This is a genomic window from Streptomyces sp. NPDC007205, assembly GCF_040634095.1.
Taxonomy (GTDB): Bacteria; Actinomycetota; Actinomycetes; order Streptomycetales; family Streptomycetaceae; genus Streptomyces.
Genome location: NZ_JBEYEW010000009.1, coordinates 172,728 through 189,411 on the forward strand (window position 1 = coordinate 172,728; position 16,684 = coordinate 189,411).

Genomic DNA, 16,684 nt, shown 5'->3' on the forward strand with positions numbered 1-16,684 from the left:
GGCAGGAAACGACATGACGACAACCGAGGACCGGCGCCGGGTCTCGGAGCGCAAGCCCGCCCAGATCGTGGACATGTCCTGGGACCCGATCACCCGGATCATCGGGAACCTGGGCATCTACACGAAGATCGACTTCGCCAACCAGGAAGTGGTGGAGTGCCACAGCACCTCGTCGCTCTTCCGCGGCTACTCGGTCTTCATGAAGGGCAAGGACCCGCGCGACGCCGGGTTCATCACCTCGCGTATCTGCGGCATCTGCGGCGACAACCACACCACGTGCTCCAACTACGCCCAGCAGATGGCCTACGGCGTCAAGCCGCCGAAGCTGGCCGAGCACATCACCAACCTCGGCGAGGCCGCCGAGTACATGTTCGACCACACGATCTTCCAGGACAACCTGGTGTTCGTGGACTTCTGCGAGGCGATGGTCAAGGCCACCAACCCCGGTGTACTGGCCCGCGCCGAGCGCACGGACGCGCCCCGCGGGGACATCCACGGCTACCGCACCATCGCCGACATCATGAAGGCCTTCAACCCCTTCGAGGGCGAGGTCTACAAGGAGGCGCTGAAGGTGTCCCGGGTCACCCGGGAGATGTTCTGCCTGATGGAGGGGCGCCATGTGCACCCCTCCACGCTGTATCCGGGCGGCGTCGGCACCATGCCGCAGCCCAACACCTTCACCGACTACCTCGCCCGGCTGATGCGCGTCATCGACTTCGTGAAGAAGGCGGTGGCGATGAACGACGACGTCTTCGACTTCTTCTACGAGGCTCTCCCGGGGTATGAGGAGGTCGGCAAGCGCCGTATCCTGCTGGGCTGCTGGGGCGCCTGGCAGAACCCGGACGAGGTCGACTACCGCTACGAGAACATGAACCGGTGGGGCAAGGCGATGTACGTCACCCCCGGCATCGTCGTCGACGGCAAACTCGTCACCAACAACCTGGTCGACATCAACCTCGGCCTGCGCATCATGCTGGGCAGCTCCTTCTACGAGGACTGGGTGAACGAGGACCCGTTCGTCACCCACGACCCGCTCGGCAACCCCGTCGACATGCGCCACCCGTGGAACCAGACGACCGTCCCGGTGCCGCAGAAGCGGGACTTCGACGGCAACTACAGCTGGGTGATGAGCCCCCGCTGGTACCACCCCGAGACCGGGCAGCACCTCGCCCTGGACACCGGCGGCGGCCCGCTGGCCCGGCTGTGGTCGACCGCGCTGAGCGGCCTGGTGGACACGCCGTACATCAAGGCCACCGGCAGCAGTGTGCGCATCTCCCTGCCCAAGGGCGAGTCACTTCCCGAGACGACGCTGGAGTGGCACATCCCGAAGTGGAGCAACACCCTCGAACGGGACCGCGCCCGGCCGTACTTCGTCGCCTACGCGGCGGCCATGGCCCTGCAGTTCCTGGAAGAGTCCATGGGGCTGCTGCGGGCCGGCGAGACCAAGGTGTTCGAGGACTTCGAGGTCCCGGACGAGGCGATCGGCTGCGGCTTCCACGAGGCGGTGCGCGGTGTCCTCTCCCACCACCTGGTGATCAGGGACAAGAAGATCGCCAACTACCACCCCTACCCGCCGACCCCGTGGAACGCCAGCCCCCGCGACATCCACGGCACCCCGGGACCGTACGAGGACGCCGTCCAGGGCCAGCCGATCTTCGAGGAGAACGGACCCGACGACTTCAAGGGCGTCGACATCATGCGCACCGTGCGCAGCTTCGACCCCTGTCTGCCGTGCGGGGTGCACATGTACATGGGCAAGGGGAAGACGCTGACGACCGTGCACTCGCCGACGTACGGGGCGAACCATGGCTGACACCGGGCGACTCGCCGACCCGGCCGTGGAGGGCCGGCTGACGCGGCTGGACGAGCTGCTGGGCCGGCTGGAGAACGCTCCCGGCCCGTTGGGCGCCACGACCGTCGAGGCGGTACGGCTGCTGACCGAGGTCTACGGCGAGGCGCTGGCCCGGGTGCTGGACCTGGCCGGGCAGCCGCTGGCCGCCCGGCTGGCCGAGGACGAGCTGCTGGGGCATCTGCTGGTGCTGCACCAGCTCCACCCGGAGCCGGCCGCACGGCGGGCCGAGCGCGCGGTCGACCGGCTCCGCCCGGCGGTGCGCGACCGGGGCGGCGATGTGGAGCTGGTCGGTGTCGAGGGCCGGGTGGCCCGGGTGCGGGTGAGCGAGGCGGGCGGCTGCGGTTCCGGCTGCGGCGGCGGGGCCACCGTCGCGGACGCCGTCCGGGAAGCGGTGCTGACCGCCGCACCGGAGCTGACGGCGGTCGAGCAGCTGCCCGCGCCGGCCCGCCCGGCGCCCCCGGCCTTCGTACCGCTCACGGCGCTGCGGCTCGGTGGGCGGGAGGCCCGGTGAGCGTGGACGGCGCACTGGCCCGTGTGGTCCGTTCCGCCGCCGAGCGGGCCGGCCCCGAGCGGTGCGACCTGTGCGCCAGTCCGGTGCCGGACGAGCACCGCCACATGTACGACACCGGGCGCGAACAGGTGCTGTGCGCGTGCCCGGCCTGCGCGGTGCTGTTCGCCGGTGCGGGCGCGGGCGGCGGGCAGTACCTGCTGGTCCCCCGTCGGCGGGTCCGCCTGGACCCGGTGGACACCGGGCCGCTCGGGGTGCCCGTCGGGCTGGTCTTCTTCGTGCCCCGCGCGGACGGCACGGTCACCGCGCAGGGGCCGAGCCCGGCCGGAGCCATGCGCTGGGAGGTCGACGCGGCCCGCTGGCAGCAGATGTGCGGCGCGGTTCCGCAGCTGGCGACCGTGGCACCCGAGGTGGAGGCTTTGCTGGTGAACACCGTGCGCGGCCTCGACCACCACTGGATCGTGCCGGTGGACGACTGTCTGCGGATGGTCGCCCTGGTCCGCCGCGAGTGGCGGGGCCTGGCCGGCGGCGGCCGCGTCTGGCCGGCCGTCGAACAGTTCTTCACGGAGCTCTGCGAGCGACCGTAGGGCACCGTGGAAGGAGGAGCCGCGCAGGCGGCGGAAAGGAGAGCGCCATGGGCCGGATCAAGGTCGGGCGGGCGCAGGTCAAGCCGGACACGCCACGGCATGTACCGGGTCTGCACCAGGGCAACAAGGGCCCGTACAAGCACCAGACCGGACACCACAGGGACGGCACGTCCGACGCGCGCCGCTCCACCGGGATCCACTGGAAGCGGCACGACGCCATCATGAAGATCATGCCGAACATCTCCCCGGGGTGATGCGGGATGAGGAAGACGCGGCAACGGAAGGGCACCGGGATGAGGATGTACCGAACAAGAAGGTCGGCGCTGTCGGCACAGGCGCGCGCCGGGCGGTCGGCCCAGCGCATGCTGCGCGCCGAGGCCGCCGTACTGGGCGCGGCCGCGCTCGTTCTGCTCGTCCGGGAACTGCCCGGTATCCGGCGCGAGGTGCGTATCTGGCGCATGATCAACCTGCGGTCCGGCGCCAAGCGCCCCGCCTGAGCCGGCCGTGCACGAACTGTCGATCGCGACCGCGATCGTGGAACAGGCCGGGGAGATCGCCCGCGCGGACGGGGCGGACCGGGTGACGGCGGTGACCGTCCGGGTCGGCGAGCTGGCCGGCGTCGTACCGGACGCGCTGCACTTCGCCTTCGAGGTGGCCCGCGACGGCACGGCGCTCGCCGGGGCCCGGCTGGTCGTGGAGCAGGTGAGTGCGCGTGCCTGGTGCGGCGGGTGCGCCGAGGAGTTCGCGGTCGGCATGCCGCCGTTCTTCTGGTGCCCGCGCTGCGACCGGCCCTCGCAGGAGCTGCGCTGCGGGCGGGAGCTGGAGATCACGGGGGTCCAGGGGTGACCCGGCCCCGCCCTGAGGGCGGGGCCGGGCGGCCGTTCAGCAGATCCGGGGCAGTTGCTCCCCGAGCGGCAGGTCCAACACCCGGGTGCCGCCGAGACCGGTGGCGACGACGACCATGCCCGGGTGGTCGGCCACGCACTCCCCGATGAGGGCGGCGCCGGTGCCCTGCGGGTGGGCCCGCATCGCCGCCAGGACCGCCTCGGCGTGCGCCGGGGGTACGAAGGCGACGAGACGGCCCTCGTTGGCGACGTACAGCGGGTCCAGACCGAGGAAGCCGCAGGCGTTCGCGACCTCCTCCGGGACGGGGATGGCCCGCTCGCGCAGCCGGACGCCGGTGCCGGAGGCGCGGGCGATCTCGTTCAGGGACGCACCGAGTCCGCCCCGTGTGGGGTCGCGCAGCACATGGAGGTCCGTGGTGACCGCCAGCATGGCCGCCACGAGGTCTGCCAGGGGCGCGGTGTCGGAGGCGATCTCGACACCGAACTCCAGGCCCTCACGCACGCTCATGATGGCCACGCCGTGCAGCCCGATGGGGCCGCTGACGATGACGGCGTCGCCCGGCCGGGCGCGCTGCGGGCGGATGTCGACACCGTCCGGTACGAGGCCCACTCCGGCGGTGGTGACGTAGACGCCGTCGCCGTGTCCGGACTCGACCACCTTGGTGTCGCCGGTGGCGACGGTGACGCCCGCCGTCCCGGCCGCCGCGCCGATGGCCTGCGCGATGCGGCGGACCACGTCCAGTTCCACGCCCTCCTCCAGGACGAAGGCGGTGGACAGGTAGGCGGGCCGGGCGCCGCTCATCGCCAGGTCGTTGACCGTGCCGTTGACGGCGAGGTCGCCGAGGCTGCCGCCGGGGAAGAACAGCGGCCGTACGACGTAGGAGTCCGTGGAGAAGGCCAGCCGGGCCCCGCCCAGGTCGAGGACGGCCGAGTCGGTGAGCGCGGCCAGGGTGGGGTTGCCGTAGGCGGGGGCGAAGATCTGTTCCATCAGTTCGGCGGACAGGGCGCCACCTCCGCCGTGGCCCATGACGACGACCGGCTGGTCCCGCAGGGGTGCGGGGCAGGCCCAGTTCGCGGGGTCGACGGCCGCTTCGGTTGCCAGGTCAGCCAACGGGGTTCATCTCCTCGTGCTGGGCCTGCGGCATGCGGGATCCCTGCGGCGTGGGGGCGTTGTGCATCCGGCGGTACAGGTAGTAGGCCGCGCAGGCGCCCTCGTTGGAGACCATGGTGGCGCCGAGCGGGGTGCGCGGGGTGCAGCTGGTGCCGAACGCCTCGCACTCGGTGGGCTTGATCAGGCCCTGCAGGACCTCTCCGGCGCGGCACACGGCGGGTTCCTCGGTGCGGATGCCGGCGACGTCGAAGCGGTGTTCGGCGTCGTAGGCCCGGTAGGCGTCGGACAGCCGCCAGCCGCTGGCGGGGATGGGGCCGATGCCGCGCCAGTTGCGGTCGCCGACCTCGAAGACCTCCTCCAGCATGCGCAGGGCCGCCGGGTTGCCCTGTTCCCGTACGGCGCGCGGGTAGGCGTTCTCCACCCGGTGCTCGCCGCGCTCCAGCTGGTGGACGGCGCGGCGGATGCCCTCGAGGATGTCCAGCGGTTCGAAGCCGGTCACGACGATCGGCACCCGGTGCCGGTCGGCCAGCTCCGGGTATTCGGCGGTGCCCATCACGCTGCACACGTGCCCGGCGGCGAGGAAGCCCTGCACGCGGCATTCCGGTGCCGTCATGATGGCCTCGATCGCGGGCGGGACCCGGACGTGGGAGACCAGCAGGCTGAAGTTGTCCAGGCCGAGGCGGCGGGCCTGGTGGACGGCCATGGCGTTGGCGGGTGCGGTCGTCTCGAAGCCGATGGCGAAGAACACGACCTGCCGGTCCGGGTTTTTGCGGGCGAGGTCGAGCGCGTCCAGCGGTGAGTACACCACGCGGACGTCACCGCCCTCGCCCTTGACCCGGAACAGGTCGCGGTCGGTGCCGGGCACGCGCAGCATGTCCCCGAAGGAGCAGAAGATCACCTCGGGGCGGGCGGCGATCTCCAGGGCCTTGTCGATGACGTCGAGCGGCGTGACGCACACCGGACAGCCGGGGCCGTGGATCAACTCGACTTTTTCCGGCAGGAGTTGGTCGATGCCGTGCCGGATGATGGAGTGGGTCTGGCCGCCGCAGACCTCCATCAGCGCCCACGGCCGGGTGACCGTGGCGTGGATCTCGTCCAGCAGCCGGCGCGCCAGGGCCGGGTCGTTGAACTCGTCGATGTACTTCACCGGGCCTCACTCCCGCTCTCCTGCCGGGCCGCCTGCTCCCAGGCGTCCCCGAACTCCTCCTCCAGCAACCCCAGTTGCTCGAACAGCTCCAGGGACGCCCGGGCCGACTCCTCGTCCAGCCGCTGCAGGGCGAAGCCGACGTGGACGATGACGTACTCCCCCACCCGTACGTCGGGCAGGTACTCGAGGCACGCCTGCTTGCGCACCCCACCGAAGTCGATCATCCCGGTCAGGGGATCGGCGCGATGGTCGATGGACACGACCTTGCCGGGCACTGCCAGACACATGGGTCACTCCGTCTCGTGGTTGTTCGCTGTTCCCGCGACCATGAGCTGGCCGAGCGCCAGCCCTCCGTCGTTCGGGGGCACTTCGCCGTGCCGCAGGACCGTGAAGCCGGCCGTGGTCAGCAGTGCGGTGCACTCCTGCTCCAGCAGGCCGTTGGCGAAGACGCCTCCGGTGAGGGCGACCGTGGTCAGGCCGGTCTCGGCGCGGGCGCGGTGACAGAGCCCGGTGACGGCCGCCGCGACGCCCCGGTGGAAGCGGGCGGCGAGGACCGGTGCGGGGGTGCCGCGGCGCCGGTCCGCGAGCAGGGCCCGCAGCATCGGTGCGGGGTCGCACCCGAGGAGGCCCCTCTCACCGGTGAGGGCGAAGGGGTACGGCTCCCGGTCCGCGTCCCATGCCTGAAGTGCCGCCGCCTCCAGCTCCAGCGCGGCCTGCGCCTCGTATCCCGCCCGGTGACACACACCGGCCAGCGAGGACACCGCGTCGAACAGGCGGCCCATGCCGGACGTCGGCACACATGCCGCCTGCCGGTCCAACTGCCGCCGCAGCACGGCGAGTTCGACGTCCGCGCAGGCCTGCACGCTGGGCAGGTCCGGCTCCCAGGGCACGCCCGCCGCCCACAGCCGGGCCAGCGCCAGCCGGCACGGGTTGGCCACCCCGGCGTCCCCGCCGGGCAGCGGGGCGGGGGTGAGGTGGGCGTAGCGCCGGTAGCCGGCGTAGTCGGCGAGCAGGATCTCGCCGCCCCACACGGTGCCGTCGTCGCCGTACCCGGTGCCGTCGAAGGCGACGCCGATCACCGGGGCCGTACCGTCCAGGCCGTGCTCGGCCATCGCGGAGGCGATGTGGGCGTGGTGGTGCTGAACCAGCCGCAGGGAGCCGTCCGGCAGGTGGGCGGCGCGACGGCGGGCCCGGCGGGTCGAGTGGTAGCCGGGGTGCCGGTCGGCGGCGACGAGGGCCGGAGTCACCCCGGTCAGGCGGGCCAGGTGCCGTTCGGCGCGCTCGGCGGCCTCCAGGGTGGCCAGTTCGCCCATGTCACCGATGTGCGGCCCGAACCAGGCGTGGTCGCCCTCGCCCAGGCACAGTGCGTTCTTCAGGTCACCGCCGACCGCGAGGACGGGCCGTACCGGAACCGGGAGCCGCACGGGGCGGGGGACGTAGCCGCGGGAGCGTCTGAGGACCTGTTCGGTGCCGTCGGGCCGGACCCGCAGCAGGGAGTCGTCGCACGGTGAGGCGATGGGCCGGTCGTGGGCGAGCCAGGCGTCGGCGAGTCCGGCGAGCCGGGTCAGTGCCTCGGCGTCGTCGGTGACGATGGGCTCGCCGGAGCGGTTGCCGCTCGTCATGACCAGGACCCGGGGGCCGGGCGGATCGCCGGGCAGCCCGAACAGCAGGGTGTGGACGGGGGTGTAGGGCAGCATCACGCCCACGTGCGGGCTGCCCGGACAGACCTGGTCGGCCAGGCGGAGGCCGTTCGCCGGAGTGCGTCTGCGGAGCAGGACGATGGGGCGCCGGGCGCCGGTCAGCGCGGCGCGTTCGGCGGTGGAGAGGACCGCCAGCCGCTCGGCGGTGGCGAGGCCGGCGCACATCACCGCGAAGGCCTTGCCGCCGCGTTCCTTGCGGTCGCGCAGCGTGGCCACGGCCCGGGCGTCGGTGGCGTCGCAGGCCAGGTGGTAGCCGCCGAGGCCCTTGACGGCGACGATCCGCCCGGCGGCCAGCAGCGCCCGCGCCGCCGCCAGGGCGTCCGCGTCCCGGGCCGGGCGGACGCCGAGCCCGTCGGCCGGGGTCAGGGTGAGCCGCGGGCCGCAGTCGGGGCAGGCGACCGGCTGGGCGTGGAAGCGCCGGTCGGCGGGGTCGCCGTACTCGCGGGCGCAGGCGGGACACATCGGGAAGCCGGCCATCGTCGTGGCCACACGGTCGTACGGCATGGCGGTGGCGATGGTGAACCGCGGGCCGCAGTGGGTGCAGGTGACGAACGGGTGCCGGTGCCGCCGGTCGGCCGGATCGGCCAGCTCCCGCAGACAGTCGGCGCAGGTCGCGGTGTCGGGCGGGAGCTGGGTGCGGCCGACGGCCCGCTCGGTGGAGCGGATGGCGAAGTCGCCGGTGTCACCGGTCGCGGGCAGGGCCCTGTCCTCGACGGCGGTGACGGTGGCGAGCGGCGGCGGCTGTGCGGCGAGCAGGACGCAGAAGCGGTCCACCTCCGGCGCCGGGCCCTCGATCTCGATGTGCACGCCGTCACCGGTGTTGCCGACGAACCCGGCCAGACCGAGGCCCGCGGCGAGGCGGTGCACATACGGCCGGAAGCCCACGCCCTGTACGGTGCCCCGCACGGTGAGGACGCGGCGTACCGGTCCGGTGGCGGGGGCGGTCATGCGACCGGAGCGGATGCGCTGTGGTGGTGGCCGTGCGGACGCGGGGCCAGGGGCGGCCGGTGCGGGACGCCGTCCCGGGCGGCGAGGGCACGCTCCAGGAGCGTGCCGACTCCGGCGCCGGTACGGGCGCAGGACCGTACGATCTCCACGCCCGGATTGACCCGGTGCACGTTCGTCCGGAACGCGGTCTCGTCGAAGCCGGCCGGCTCGGCGAGGTCCGTCTTGGTGATCACGACCAGATGGGCGGAGCCGAAGGCGGTGGGGTACTTCAGCGGCTTGTCCTCGCCCTCGGTGACCGCCATCAGCACGACCCGCAACGTCTCGCCGAGGTCGTACGCGGCCGGGCAGACGAGGTTGCCGACGTTCTCCACGAAGAGCACCGAGGTGTCCGGCGGCAGCCAGCCGTTCAGCCGGGCGCGCACCTGACGGGCTTCCAGGTGGCACAGCCCGTCGGTGAGCAGCTGCTGGACCGGGGCGCCGGAACGGGCCAGCCGGACGGCGTCGTTCTCGGTGGCCAGGTCCGCGGTCAGCGCGGCCACCGGCACGCCCTGCTCCACCGCACGGCCCAGGACCCGGCCGAGGAGTTCGGTCTTTCCGCTGCCAGGGCTGGACAGCAGGTTGACGACGGTCACCCCTTGCCGGGCGAGGTCGCCGCGCAGATCCGCGGCCAGGTCGTCGTTCTTCGCCAGTACGGCCTGCTTGACGTCGGACCGGCACATGGGCGCTGCTCCTCGGATACGACGGTGGAGCCCGGGCCGCGTCCCTGCGGCCCGGGCTTCCCCGATCTTCCGCTCAGCCGGCCGCCCTGCCGGGCAGCGCAGCCGGGCGCGGGGGCCCGGATTCCATCGGGCGGCCCAACGGGGGCGCGGGCGCGGCGGGATCGGCGAGCAGAACCGGGATCAGGGTGTGCAGCGCGTCGACGGCCCGGGGGACGGCTTCCCGGACGGGTGCGCTGAGCCCCGGCAGGATGTCCTCGTCACCGCTCGGCAGCAGGTCAGGCTCGCAGGCCAGGACCAGGACGCGGGGCAGGGGCTCCTCGCCGAGGTGCGCGGCCAGGGCCAGCACCTTCGCCGGGTCCATGCCGTGGGCCTCGGGTGCGACGGTGCCGTCGGGCGGTTCGGCCTCGATCACGGAGAGGGTCCCTGGGCGGTGGCCGCGCCGCGCCGCGTCGACCAGCACGACGGTGTCGTGTCCGTCCAGCAGGGCGTAGGCGAGGTCCATGCCGCGGATGCCGTAGTCGTGCACCCGCACCTCGGACGGCAGCGGGCGCTCGCCGAGGGCGCGGATCACCTCCGGGCCGAAGGCGTCGTCGGCGAGGAAGATGTTGCCGACGCCCGCCACCAGCAGGCGCGGCGTCAACGGAGGTCTCCGGGGGGCAGTGCCAGGGGGCGGACGGTGCCGCCGGGAACCTTCCGGACGAAGGCCGACCGCAGCGCGTGGTAGGGGGCTTCGGGATCGAAGAAGACGGCGTGCATACGGGCCAGTTCGACCTGTCGGTACTTCGCCAGCGGCCGTGCCTTCTCGTCCGAGCGGCGGGCCGCCGCCTTTTCGGCGATGCGCCGGGTGAGGTTCGGAGCGGCCGCGACGTCCGCCGCCATCCGCTCGACCTCTGCCGCGAAGTCCTGCGCCCCGGTCGGCACCAGCCGGTCCGCCAGTCCGATCCGCTGGGCCGTCGTGGCGCTGACCGGCAGCGCCTCGGTCGTCAGCCGGTGGGCCGTGTCCGCTCCGACGCGGCGCGGCAGCGTGTACGTCCAGAACTCCGAGCCATACAGGCCCATCCGCCGGTAGTGCGGGTTGAGGACGGCGCCCGCACGGCACCAGACCTCGTCGGCGGCGAGAGCGAGCATGGCGCCGCCCGCCGCCGCGTTGCCGGCGAGCGCGGCCACCACCAGCCGGTCGGTGGTGCGCAGGACCGCCTCGACGAGGTCGTCCATGGCGTTGAGGTTGGCCCAGGACTCCTCGGCCGGGTCGGCGGCCGCCTCGATGACGTTCAGGTGGATGCCGTTGGAGAAGAAGTCGCGGGCTCCGCCGAGCACCAAGACCGATGTGGGGCGGGCGAGGGCCGACTCGTAGGCGGCGAGCAGCCTGCGGCACTGGTCGGTGCTCATGGCCCCGCCGGGGAAGGAGAAGGCCAGGAAGCCGACGTCACCGCGCTGCCGGTAACGGATGTCGGTCCAGGTCCGGCGGTCCGGGGACAGTTCGAGCGGGAGGGGGGAAGCCGCGAGCCGGAGGGAGGGCTGGTACGAGGCGAGCACGGAGGCGGCCGGGCGGCGGAAGGGCGCCGGGTCGCCGGAGTTCTTGCGCGGGCGGAGTTCCGGGATCCACACGGCGCCGTCCCGGGTGGCCCGGCAGACGGCGCCCGCCCGGGTCGCCAGCAGGGCGCCGGGGCGGCCGCGCAGCCGGTCCTCGGGGTGCCCGCCGTGCAGGAACACCTCACGGCCGAGGAGTTCGTCCAGGACGCCGGGCTGTGAGTCGGCGGCCCGGAGTTTGCGCAGGACCGTCTCGGTGTCGTCCCGCTCCCAGTCGATGCGGCGCCGCTCCTGCCGGAAGGCGTCGCGCCAGACCGCGCTGATCGAGTCGTCGGTCTGCGGCTGGGGCTTGTAGGAGCCTTCGGCGTAGCGCCGTACGGCGGTGAGGACGGCGGTGACGGCGGCGTCGGAGGCCTCGTTGCGGTACAGGTCGCTCTTGCCGACGGGCGCCACCGGGAACGGCTCCGCCGCCCAGATCGCGCCCGCGTCCATCGCCGCCTCGGCCTGCAGGACCGTCACCCCCCAGGTCGCCGCGCCCTCGGCGATGGCCCAGTCCAGGGAGGACGGGCCACGGTCGCCGGGCGGGCCCGGATGGACGATCAGACAGGTGTGTTCCCGCCACACGTCCTCGGGCAGGGCCGTCCTGAGCATCGGTGCGATGACCAGCTCCGGCCGCAGCTCGCGCACGGCGGCGCGGACGGGGTCGGCGCCCTGTGCGGCGAGGACGACGTCCACGCGGTGCCCGAGGTCCGACAGTTCGGCGTACACACGCTGGGAGAGGCTGTTGAACGCGCTGGCGACGAGCAAAATGTCCATGACATGGCATGGTCGCCCCTGGCCGGGGTGCCGTGAAGAACCGCCGCGCGGTTCGTCCGCCTCTGTCAGGTCTCTTCCTCCATACGGATCGCGTTGCGCAGGTCCTCGAAGGCCTGGCTCCGGTCGTCGGAGTGGGCCTCCAGCAAGGCCCCGGCGATGGCGTCGAGCTTGCGCTGGATCGCGTGCTCGGCGCGCATCTCGGCGTTCTTCAGCAGCGCCAGGAGCAGCAGGGTGACCGCGGTCATCGACTCGCCCGCGAGCAGCAGCAATTCGATCCGCAGGTGCGCGAGGTGCGCGGCGACGAAGAAGCCGACGAGGAGCAGGCAGAAGAGGAAGAACACCGGGGAGCTGGTGAAATTGGAGGCGTATTCCGCGAACTGTTCGAAGTGGCCGCGGCGCGCCCCGCCGCGGTGCACGGGATTCTTGAAGGTCATGACCGGGCCTTCTCCCTCGGCCGACGCGACCGTCCCCTCGGCCGACGCAACCGGCTCACCTGCCGCCGGCCGCTCACGCGGCGGCCCGGGCCGCGGCCCGTATCCGGTTCAGCGCCCCCATACCCAGGCCCACTGCCCCGGCGGCGTACGCGCAGCTGAGTACGGCCGAGGCCGTGCGCTCCGGCAGGACCGCGCCGAGGGCCCGCAGCAGGGTCGTGTGTGCGGCCGCCAGGGCGAGCACACCGCACGTGCCGGCTCCGGCGAGCAGCAGCCCGCCCGCGCCCAGCCGCTTCAGCGCGGTCATGATCTCGTCCCGGACGGCGCCGATCTCCTTGCGGGCCAGTTCGCCGGTGTCCTGGGCCAGCCGGGCCGCCGCGTCCCCGACGCCGCCGGCCGCCGATGTCCCGTCGCCTTGCGCGCCCATCGCCTTCTCCTGCCTGCCGTCGCCCGGACCGGCCGCCACCGGCGAACGGCCCACGGATCAGCTCCGCAGTACCCCCGCGGGGACGTACGACACGGGGGCCGGTCCGTCAGGTGGGGCGGGGTGGACCGGTGGGGCCGGGGGGCCGGTGTCGGGCTGCCCCCGTGGGTCGGGCTGGCCCAGAGCGTTCAGGTGGAGAGAGCGCTGCACGGTTCCGGCCAGACCAAGGGCTGGGCCACGTGCAGCTCGGCCGCGCGGGCGTACGGCACCGGAGCCGGCCCGGGGAAACAGGGGGCTCAGGCGGCGAGGGCGCCGTCCGCTCCGAGTCGGTCCAGGAGCTGGTCGAGGTGCAGCTCGGCCACGGGGGCGAGAAGGTCGGGGTGACGTAGCAGCGCGGCGGCGCGCCGGTCACCGTCGTCGGGCGCGAGCAGGCGCCGGAACTCCACCGGTGCGCCCGAGGCGTGCTCGCCGTCGGCGAGTGCGGCGACGGCGAGCCCGGCCAGCTCGGGATCGGTGAGCAGGCCGGCCGCCCAGCTGGCGACGACCTCGTCCACCCAGGTGCGCCAGGCCCAGTCGTCCACCGGGCCGCCCTCACCGGACCGCTCCGCACCGGTGATCCAGTCGAGGCGTGCGGCACCGCCGGGACCGGCCATCGTGACCAGAGCCGCGTCGATCTCCGTGGGGTAGCGCAGCCACGCGGCGACGGTCACGGCCTGCCGGGCCTGCGCCTCGCACAGGGCGGAGGCCAGCGCGCCGCCACTGGGCGGATAGGCGACCGTCAGCCAGCGCGCAGTCGCGGTGATGAGGGGGGACAGATCAGTGAGCACAGCCGGGCCGTCCGAGATGGGAGGGGGAAGGGGAGCAGGGGCTCGTCGCAACGGTAGCCCGGCACCGGGCACGACAGGGAGGGGGTTGCGAACCAGGTCATATGTGGCATTGCCCACGTCACACGGGGCATCGCGACGCCGGCCGGGTGGACGCCGCCCCCGCCCGCGGAGCCCGGTGCCCATGGCGCGCGTGTCGCAGTCCCGGCCCGGGGAACTCGTGGCGGGCCCGGTGCTGGCTGCGTCCGGGGAGGTATGGGGAGGTATGGGAGGTCTCATGACGACGGACGCCGTGCGGTACGACGAACAGGGCGACGTCCCGCTCGCCGGGTATGCCGCCCTCGCCTCCGTCTTCACGGCGGGCGCCGGCACCTTCGCGGTGCTGGCCCGGCGCCGGGGTGTCCAGCTGCCGGACGCGGTGCCGCCGTGGGACGTCGTACTGATGGGCGCGGGGGCGTACAAGGCGTCCAGGCTGCTGACCAGGGACAAGGTCACGAGCTTTCTCCGGGCGCCGTTCACCCGCCGCGCGGGCGAGGGGGAGGCGAACGAGGTCATCGACGAACCTCGGGGTCACGGGCTCCGGCGGGCCATCGGCGACCTGCTGTCCTGCCCGTTCTGCACCTCGGCCTGGGCCGCCGGCACCCTGGTGTGCTCGTACGCCGCGGCGCCGCGGCTCACCCGTCTGGTCTGCGGGGGCCTCGGCGCGCTGACGGTCGCGGACTGGATGCAGTACGCCTGGACCTGGACACAGCAGACGGAGCAGACACAGCAGACGGAGCAGGCGGAGCAGACGTCAAGGAGCTGAGCGGCGACTCCTGCGGGGCAGCGGCCGTACCCGCTATTCGTCGTCCGACGAGGTGCTCACCTCGACGTCGAGCACCCCCTCCTCCTGGAAGAACTCCCCCGCCAGCCCCGACGAGTCTCCGGCGCCCTCCAGTGCCAGCAGCACCCGGGCCGCGTCGTCCGGCCGGCCGGGCAGCCGTTCGACCTTGACCTGCACGATCCGGAAGCCGCGCCGGGTGCAGGTCTCCATCAGGCGTGGCAGCAGTGCCGCTCCGGTCCGGTAGGTCAGGCGCGCCTCGAACGTACCGGCGGCGGTGCCGGGGATCAGACGGGACGTGACGAGCGGGTAGCCCCGCACCACCAGGAAGTGCAGTGCGGTCACCGCCAGGGCGAGGATGGGCAGTCCCCCGCCGCAGGCCATGCCGACCGCACAGGTCAGCCAGATGGTGGCGGCCGTCGTCAGGCCCCGTACGGCGTCCCGTCGTACGAAGATCAGGCCGCCGCCGATGAAGCCGATGCCGGACACGATCTGCGCCGCGACGCGGGAGGGGTCGAAGGAGACGTTCTCCAGCCCGAGCACCGCAGTGAACCCGTGCTGGGACACCTCCATCATGAGCGCGCTCGCGATGCCGACCAGTGTGTGCGTGCGCAGTCCCGCGCTCTTCTGCTGGGCCGCCCGCTCCCAGCCGATCAGGCTGGCCAGCAGCAGCGCCAGTCCCAGCTCGCCAAGCTGCCGCAGCCCCTGGCCGTTGTGCACGTCCCACAATGGTGCCGCCAGCCCCGCTCCTATCATGCACACCTCACATCTCGCTGCACCGATACATCTCGCTCCACCGATGTCCGGTCGTTCGATCGTCCGCCGCCGACGCCTACCCCGCGACGGGACCGCGACTCCACCGGGGCGGACACCGGCCGCGGCCGGGTACTCGGCCCCGGCGATCGGGTACTCGGCATGCCCGGATACCCGGACGGGCCGAGGCTCGCGCCTCACCCGCGGCGAGGGACGTACCCCACCGTCAGGACTTCGTGCGGAAGGAACCGGGCTCATGCGGCACGACGAGATGATCGGAAAGGTGCAGTCACTGGCCCAGCTGCCGGACCGGGGTTCGGCCGAACGGGCCGCGCACGCCGTCGTCAGCACGCTGTCGGAACGGCTGCCGTCCGGGCTGGCCCGGCATGTGGCCGCCCAGCTGCCGCCCGACATGGCAGCGGCCATGCGGGAGGCGGCCGACGCCTCGGCCGCCGCCGACTCCGGCGCGGCGGGCGAGCGGTTCGGGCTGACCGTCTTCGCCGGACGCGTCGCCGACCGGGCGGGCACCGACGAGGACACGGCCCTGCGCGAGGCCGCCGCCGTCATGGAGGTGCTCGACGCCGCGCTCGCCCCGGAGCTGACCGAACGGATGGCCGGCGCCCTGCCCGCCGACATCCGTGACCTGCTGCCGGTGGGCCGGGCGACCGAGAACGCCGAGAGCACCGGCCGCGCGGGCGGGCGGGGCTGACACCGCGACACCGGCGCGGCAGGGGTCCGGTCGGGCGGGCAGGGCCGGCACCGGGCGCTCTGCGCGGCACGGCCGCGCGGGCCCGGAGGGTCGACACCGCGACACCGGCGCGGACGGCCTGGTCGGGCCGGCACCGCCGCACATGCGCGCGCCCCCACGGCGCGGCCCGTGCGGCGTGACGGTGTCCCCGCGTTGCTGCTTCAATCTGTGTGCCGGCGCCCACCGAGGGCAGGCGTAGCAGTGACGCCCCCACACCCCGCAAAGGTGCTCCATGGCCTTCTTCGCGCTCTCCCGGCACCAGCCGCTGGTCCTGCTCTCCTGCACCGACCTGGCAGCCGAATACGACCGGCTGATGACCGAGAACCAGCAGCTGCGGCGCGCGGTGTCCTCGCATGCGGTGATCGACCAGGCCATCGGAGCCGTGGTCGTCGTCGGACGGATCGCACCGGAAGAGGCCTGGCGGGCGCTGCGGGACGTCTCCCAGCGCACCAACACCAAGCTGCGGACGGTCGCCGAGCACATCCTCGAGTACGCCCAGGGCGGGACGCTCCCCGAGCCGGAGCGGCTCGAACTCGGCAGGGCGATCGCGCGCTACCGACGGTGCGCAGGCCTGAACGAGGCCACGACGACGGGGGACCCGGCGACGGATCAGTGACGTCCCGCCTTCGTACCGTTCGTACGGTTCGCACGGCGAAGTCGGCGGTGCCTGCTGTGGCGGGCGGCCGGAGGCCGCAGGATCCAGCGGTCCTCGACCTGGTCCAGCCCGTACAGCAGGATGCTGAGGACCGGAAGCAGCAGTACGGCGATGGCGATCACTGGCGGATCCCTCTCTGCCGGCGACACCTCCCGGGTGCCCCGCCCGGTCCGGCCCACCCGGAACGGTTGTGAAAGTCCTGTGACCGCCCTCTGCACCCTCCGGTCAGGAGGTCCCGCGGGTGGATGTGGTGGATGTGTACGAGG

21 protein-coding genes are annotated in these 16,684 nt (G+C 73.3%); 9 read left to right on the forward strand and 12 right to left on the reverse strand.

What is annotated here, in order from left to right:
- Positions 1-13: 13 nt before the first annotated feature.
- The 6 genes from ABZ624_RS17895 to hypA are packed head-to-tail and all read left to right on the forward strand — an operon-like array spanning position 14 to position 3,793.
- Complete coding sequence (locus ABZ624_RS17895) at positions 14-1,813, forward strand: nickel-dependent hydrogenase large subunit (protein ID WP_360089067.1); 1,800 nt, start codon at positions 14-16, stop codon at positions 1,811-1,813.
- A complete protein-coding gene (locus ABZ624_RS17900; RefSeq protein ID WP_360089070.1) occupies positions 1,806-2,363 on the forward strand; it encodes a NifU family protein in 558 nt (185 codons plus the stop codon). The genes ABZ624_RS17895 and ABZ624_RS17900 overlap by 8 nt, the downstream gene beginning before the upstream one ends.
- Entirely contained in the window at positions 2,360-2,947 is a 588-nt protein-coding gene (locus ABZ624_RS17905; protein ID WP_360089073.1) for a DUF5947 family protein, read from the forward strand. The genes ABZ624_RS17900 and ABZ624_RS17905 overlap by 4 nt, the downstream gene beginning before the upstream one ends.
- Positions 2,948-2,994: 47 nt before the next feature.
- Complete coding sequence (locus ABZ624_RS17910) at positions 2,995-3,201, forward strand: hypothetical protein (RefSeq protein ID WP_360089076.1); 207 nt, start codon at positions 2,995-2,997, stop codon at positions 3,199-3,201.
- A 45-nt stretch (positions 3,202-3,246) separates the two neighbouring features.
- Positions 3,247-3,444 (forward strand): hypothetical protein, encoded by a 198-nt coding sequence (locus ABZ624_RS17915; protein ID WP_360089079.1) that lies wholly within the window; start codon positions 3,247-3,249, stop codon positions 3,442-3,444.
- Between the two features lie 7 nt (positions 3,445-3,451).
- Positions 3,452-3,793 (forward strand): hydrogenase maturation nickel metallochaperone HypA, encoded by a 342-nt coding sequence (gene hypA, locus ABZ624_RS17920; protein ID WP_360089082.1) that lies wholly within the window; start codon positions 3,452-3,454, stop codon positions 3,791-3,793.
- Positions 3,794-3,829: 36 nt separating this feature from the next.
- Here the strand turns inward: hypA and hypE are convergent, their stop codons facing one another.
- From hypE to ABZ624_RS17970, 10 genes are all read right to left on the reverse strand, one after another.
- Positions 3,830-4,903: a hydrogenase expression/formation protein HypE gene (gene hypE / locus ABZ624_RS17925; RefSeq protein ID WP_360089085.1), complete on the reverse strand. Its 1,074-nt coding sequence runs from the start codon at positions 4,901-4,903 to the stop codon at positions 3,830-3,832.
- A complete protein-coding gene (hypD, locus tag ABZ624_RS17930) occupies positions 4,896-6,050 on the reverse strand; it encodes a hydrogenase formation protein HypD (RefSeq protein WP_360089088.1) in 1,155 nt (384 codons plus the stop codon). Before hypD ends, hypE begins: the two co-directional genes overlap by 8 nt.
- Positions 6,047-6,337, reverse strand: a complete 291-nt coding sequence (locus tag ABZ624_RS17935) for a HypC/HybG/HupF family hydrogenase formation chaperone (protein ID WP_360089091.1) — start codon at positions 6,335-6,337, stop codon at positions 6,047-6,049. The genes hypD and ABZ624_RS17935 overlap by 4 nt, the downstream gene beginning before the upstream one ends.
- A gap of 3 nt (positions 6,338-6,340) precedes the next feature.
- Positions 6,341-8,698: a carbamoyltransferase HypF gene (hypF, locus tag ABZ624_RS17940; protein WP_360089095.1), complete on the reverse strand. Its 2,358-nt coding sequence runs from the start codon at positions 8,696-8,698 to the stop codon at positions 6,341-6,343.
- Positions 8,695-9,417 (reverse strand): hydrogenase nickel incorporation protein HypB, encoded by a 723-nt coding sequence (gene hypB, locus ABZ624_RS17945; protein ID WP_360089098.1) that lies wholly within the window; start codon positions 9,415-9,417, stop codon positions 8,695-8,697. Before hypB ends, hypF begins: the two co-directional genes overlap by 4 nt.
- A 73-nt stretch (positions 9,418-9,490) precedes the next feature.
- Positions 9,491-10,057 carry a hydrogenase maturation protease gene (locus tag ABZ624_RS17950; RefSeq protein ID WP_360089101.1) on the reverse strand — a complete coding sequence of 189 codons (567 nt, stop codon included), beginning with the start codon at positions 10,055-10,057 and terminating at the stop codon, positions 9,491-9,493.
- On the reverse strand, positions 10,054-11,763 hold the full coding sequence (locus ABZ624_RS17955) for a hydrogenase maturation protein (RefSeq protein WP_360089104.1): 1,710 nt from the start codon (positions 11,761-11,763) through the stop codon (positions 10,054-10,056). Before ABZ624_RS17955 ends, ABZ624_RS17950 begins: the two co-directional genes overlap by 4 nt.
- A 65-nt stretch (positions 11,764-11,828) precedes the next feature.
- On the reverse strand, positions 11,829-12,197 hold the full coding sequence (locus ABZ624_RS17960; RefSeq protein ID WP_360089107.1) for a hypothetical protein: 369 nt from the start codon (positions 12,195-12,197) through the stop codon (positions 11,829-11,831).
- A gap of 73 nt (positions 12,198-12,270) precedes the next feature.
- A complete protein-coding gene (locus ABZ624_RS17965; RefSeq protein WP_360089110.1) occupies positions 12,271-12,675 on the reverse strand; it encodes a phage holin family protein in 405 nt (134 codons plus the stop codon).
- A gap of 239 nt (positions 12,676-12,914) precedes the next feature.
- On the reverse strand, positions 12,915-13,445 hold the full coding sequence (locus ABZ624_RS17970) for a hypothetical protein (RefSeq protein WP_360089113.1): 531 nt from the start codon (positions 13,443-13,445) through the stop codon (positions 12,915-12,917).
- Positions 13,446-13,719: 274 nt separating this feature from the next.
- Between ABZ624_RS17970 and ABZ624_RS17975 the strand changes: the two genes are divergently transcribed.
- Positions 13,720-14,247 (forward strand): DUF1360 domain-containing protein, encoded by a 528-nt coding sequence (locus tag ABZ624_RS17975; RefSeq protein ID WP_360089116.1) that lies wholly within the window; start codon positions 13,720-13,722, stop codon positions 14,245-14,247.
- Between the two features lie 33 nt (positions 14,248-14,280).
- Here ABZ624_RS17975 and ABZ624_RS17980 read toward each other — a convergent pair whose 3' ends face one another.
- Entirely contained in the window at positions 14,281-15,018 is a 738-nt protein-coding gene (locus ABZ624_RS17980) for an MgtC/SapB family protein (protein ID WP_360089119.1), read from the reverse strand.
- Positions 15,019-15,271: 253 nt separating this feature from the next.
- Between ABZ624_RS17980 and ABZ624_RS17985 the strand changes: the two genes are divergently transcribed.
- Together ABZ624_RS17985 and ABZ624_RS17990 are read left to right on the forward strand one after the other, a co-directional pair.
- Entirely contained in the window at positions 15,272-15,724 is a 453-nt protein-coding gene (locus ABZ624_RS17985; protein WP_360089122.1) for a DUF2267 domain-containing protein, read from the forward strand.
- Positions 15,725-15,995: 271 nt separating this feature from the next.
- Positions 15,996-16,379: an ANTAR domain-containing protein gene (locus ABZ624_RS17990; RefSeq protein WP_360089125.1), complete on the forward strand. Its 384-nt coding sequence runs from the start codon at positions 15,996-15,998 to the stop codon at positions 16,377-16,379.
- On the opposite strand, the gene ABZ624_RS17995 is transcribed toward ABZ624_RS17990, so the two are convergent.
- Entirely contained in the window at positions 16,373-16,540 is a 168-nt protein-coding gene (locus ABZ624_RS17995) for a hypothetical protein (RefSeq protein ID WP_360089128.1), read from the reverse strand. The genes ABZ624_RS17990 and ABZ624_RS17995 overlap by 7 nt on opposite strands.
- Positions 16,541-16,684 lie beyond the last annotated feature (144 nt).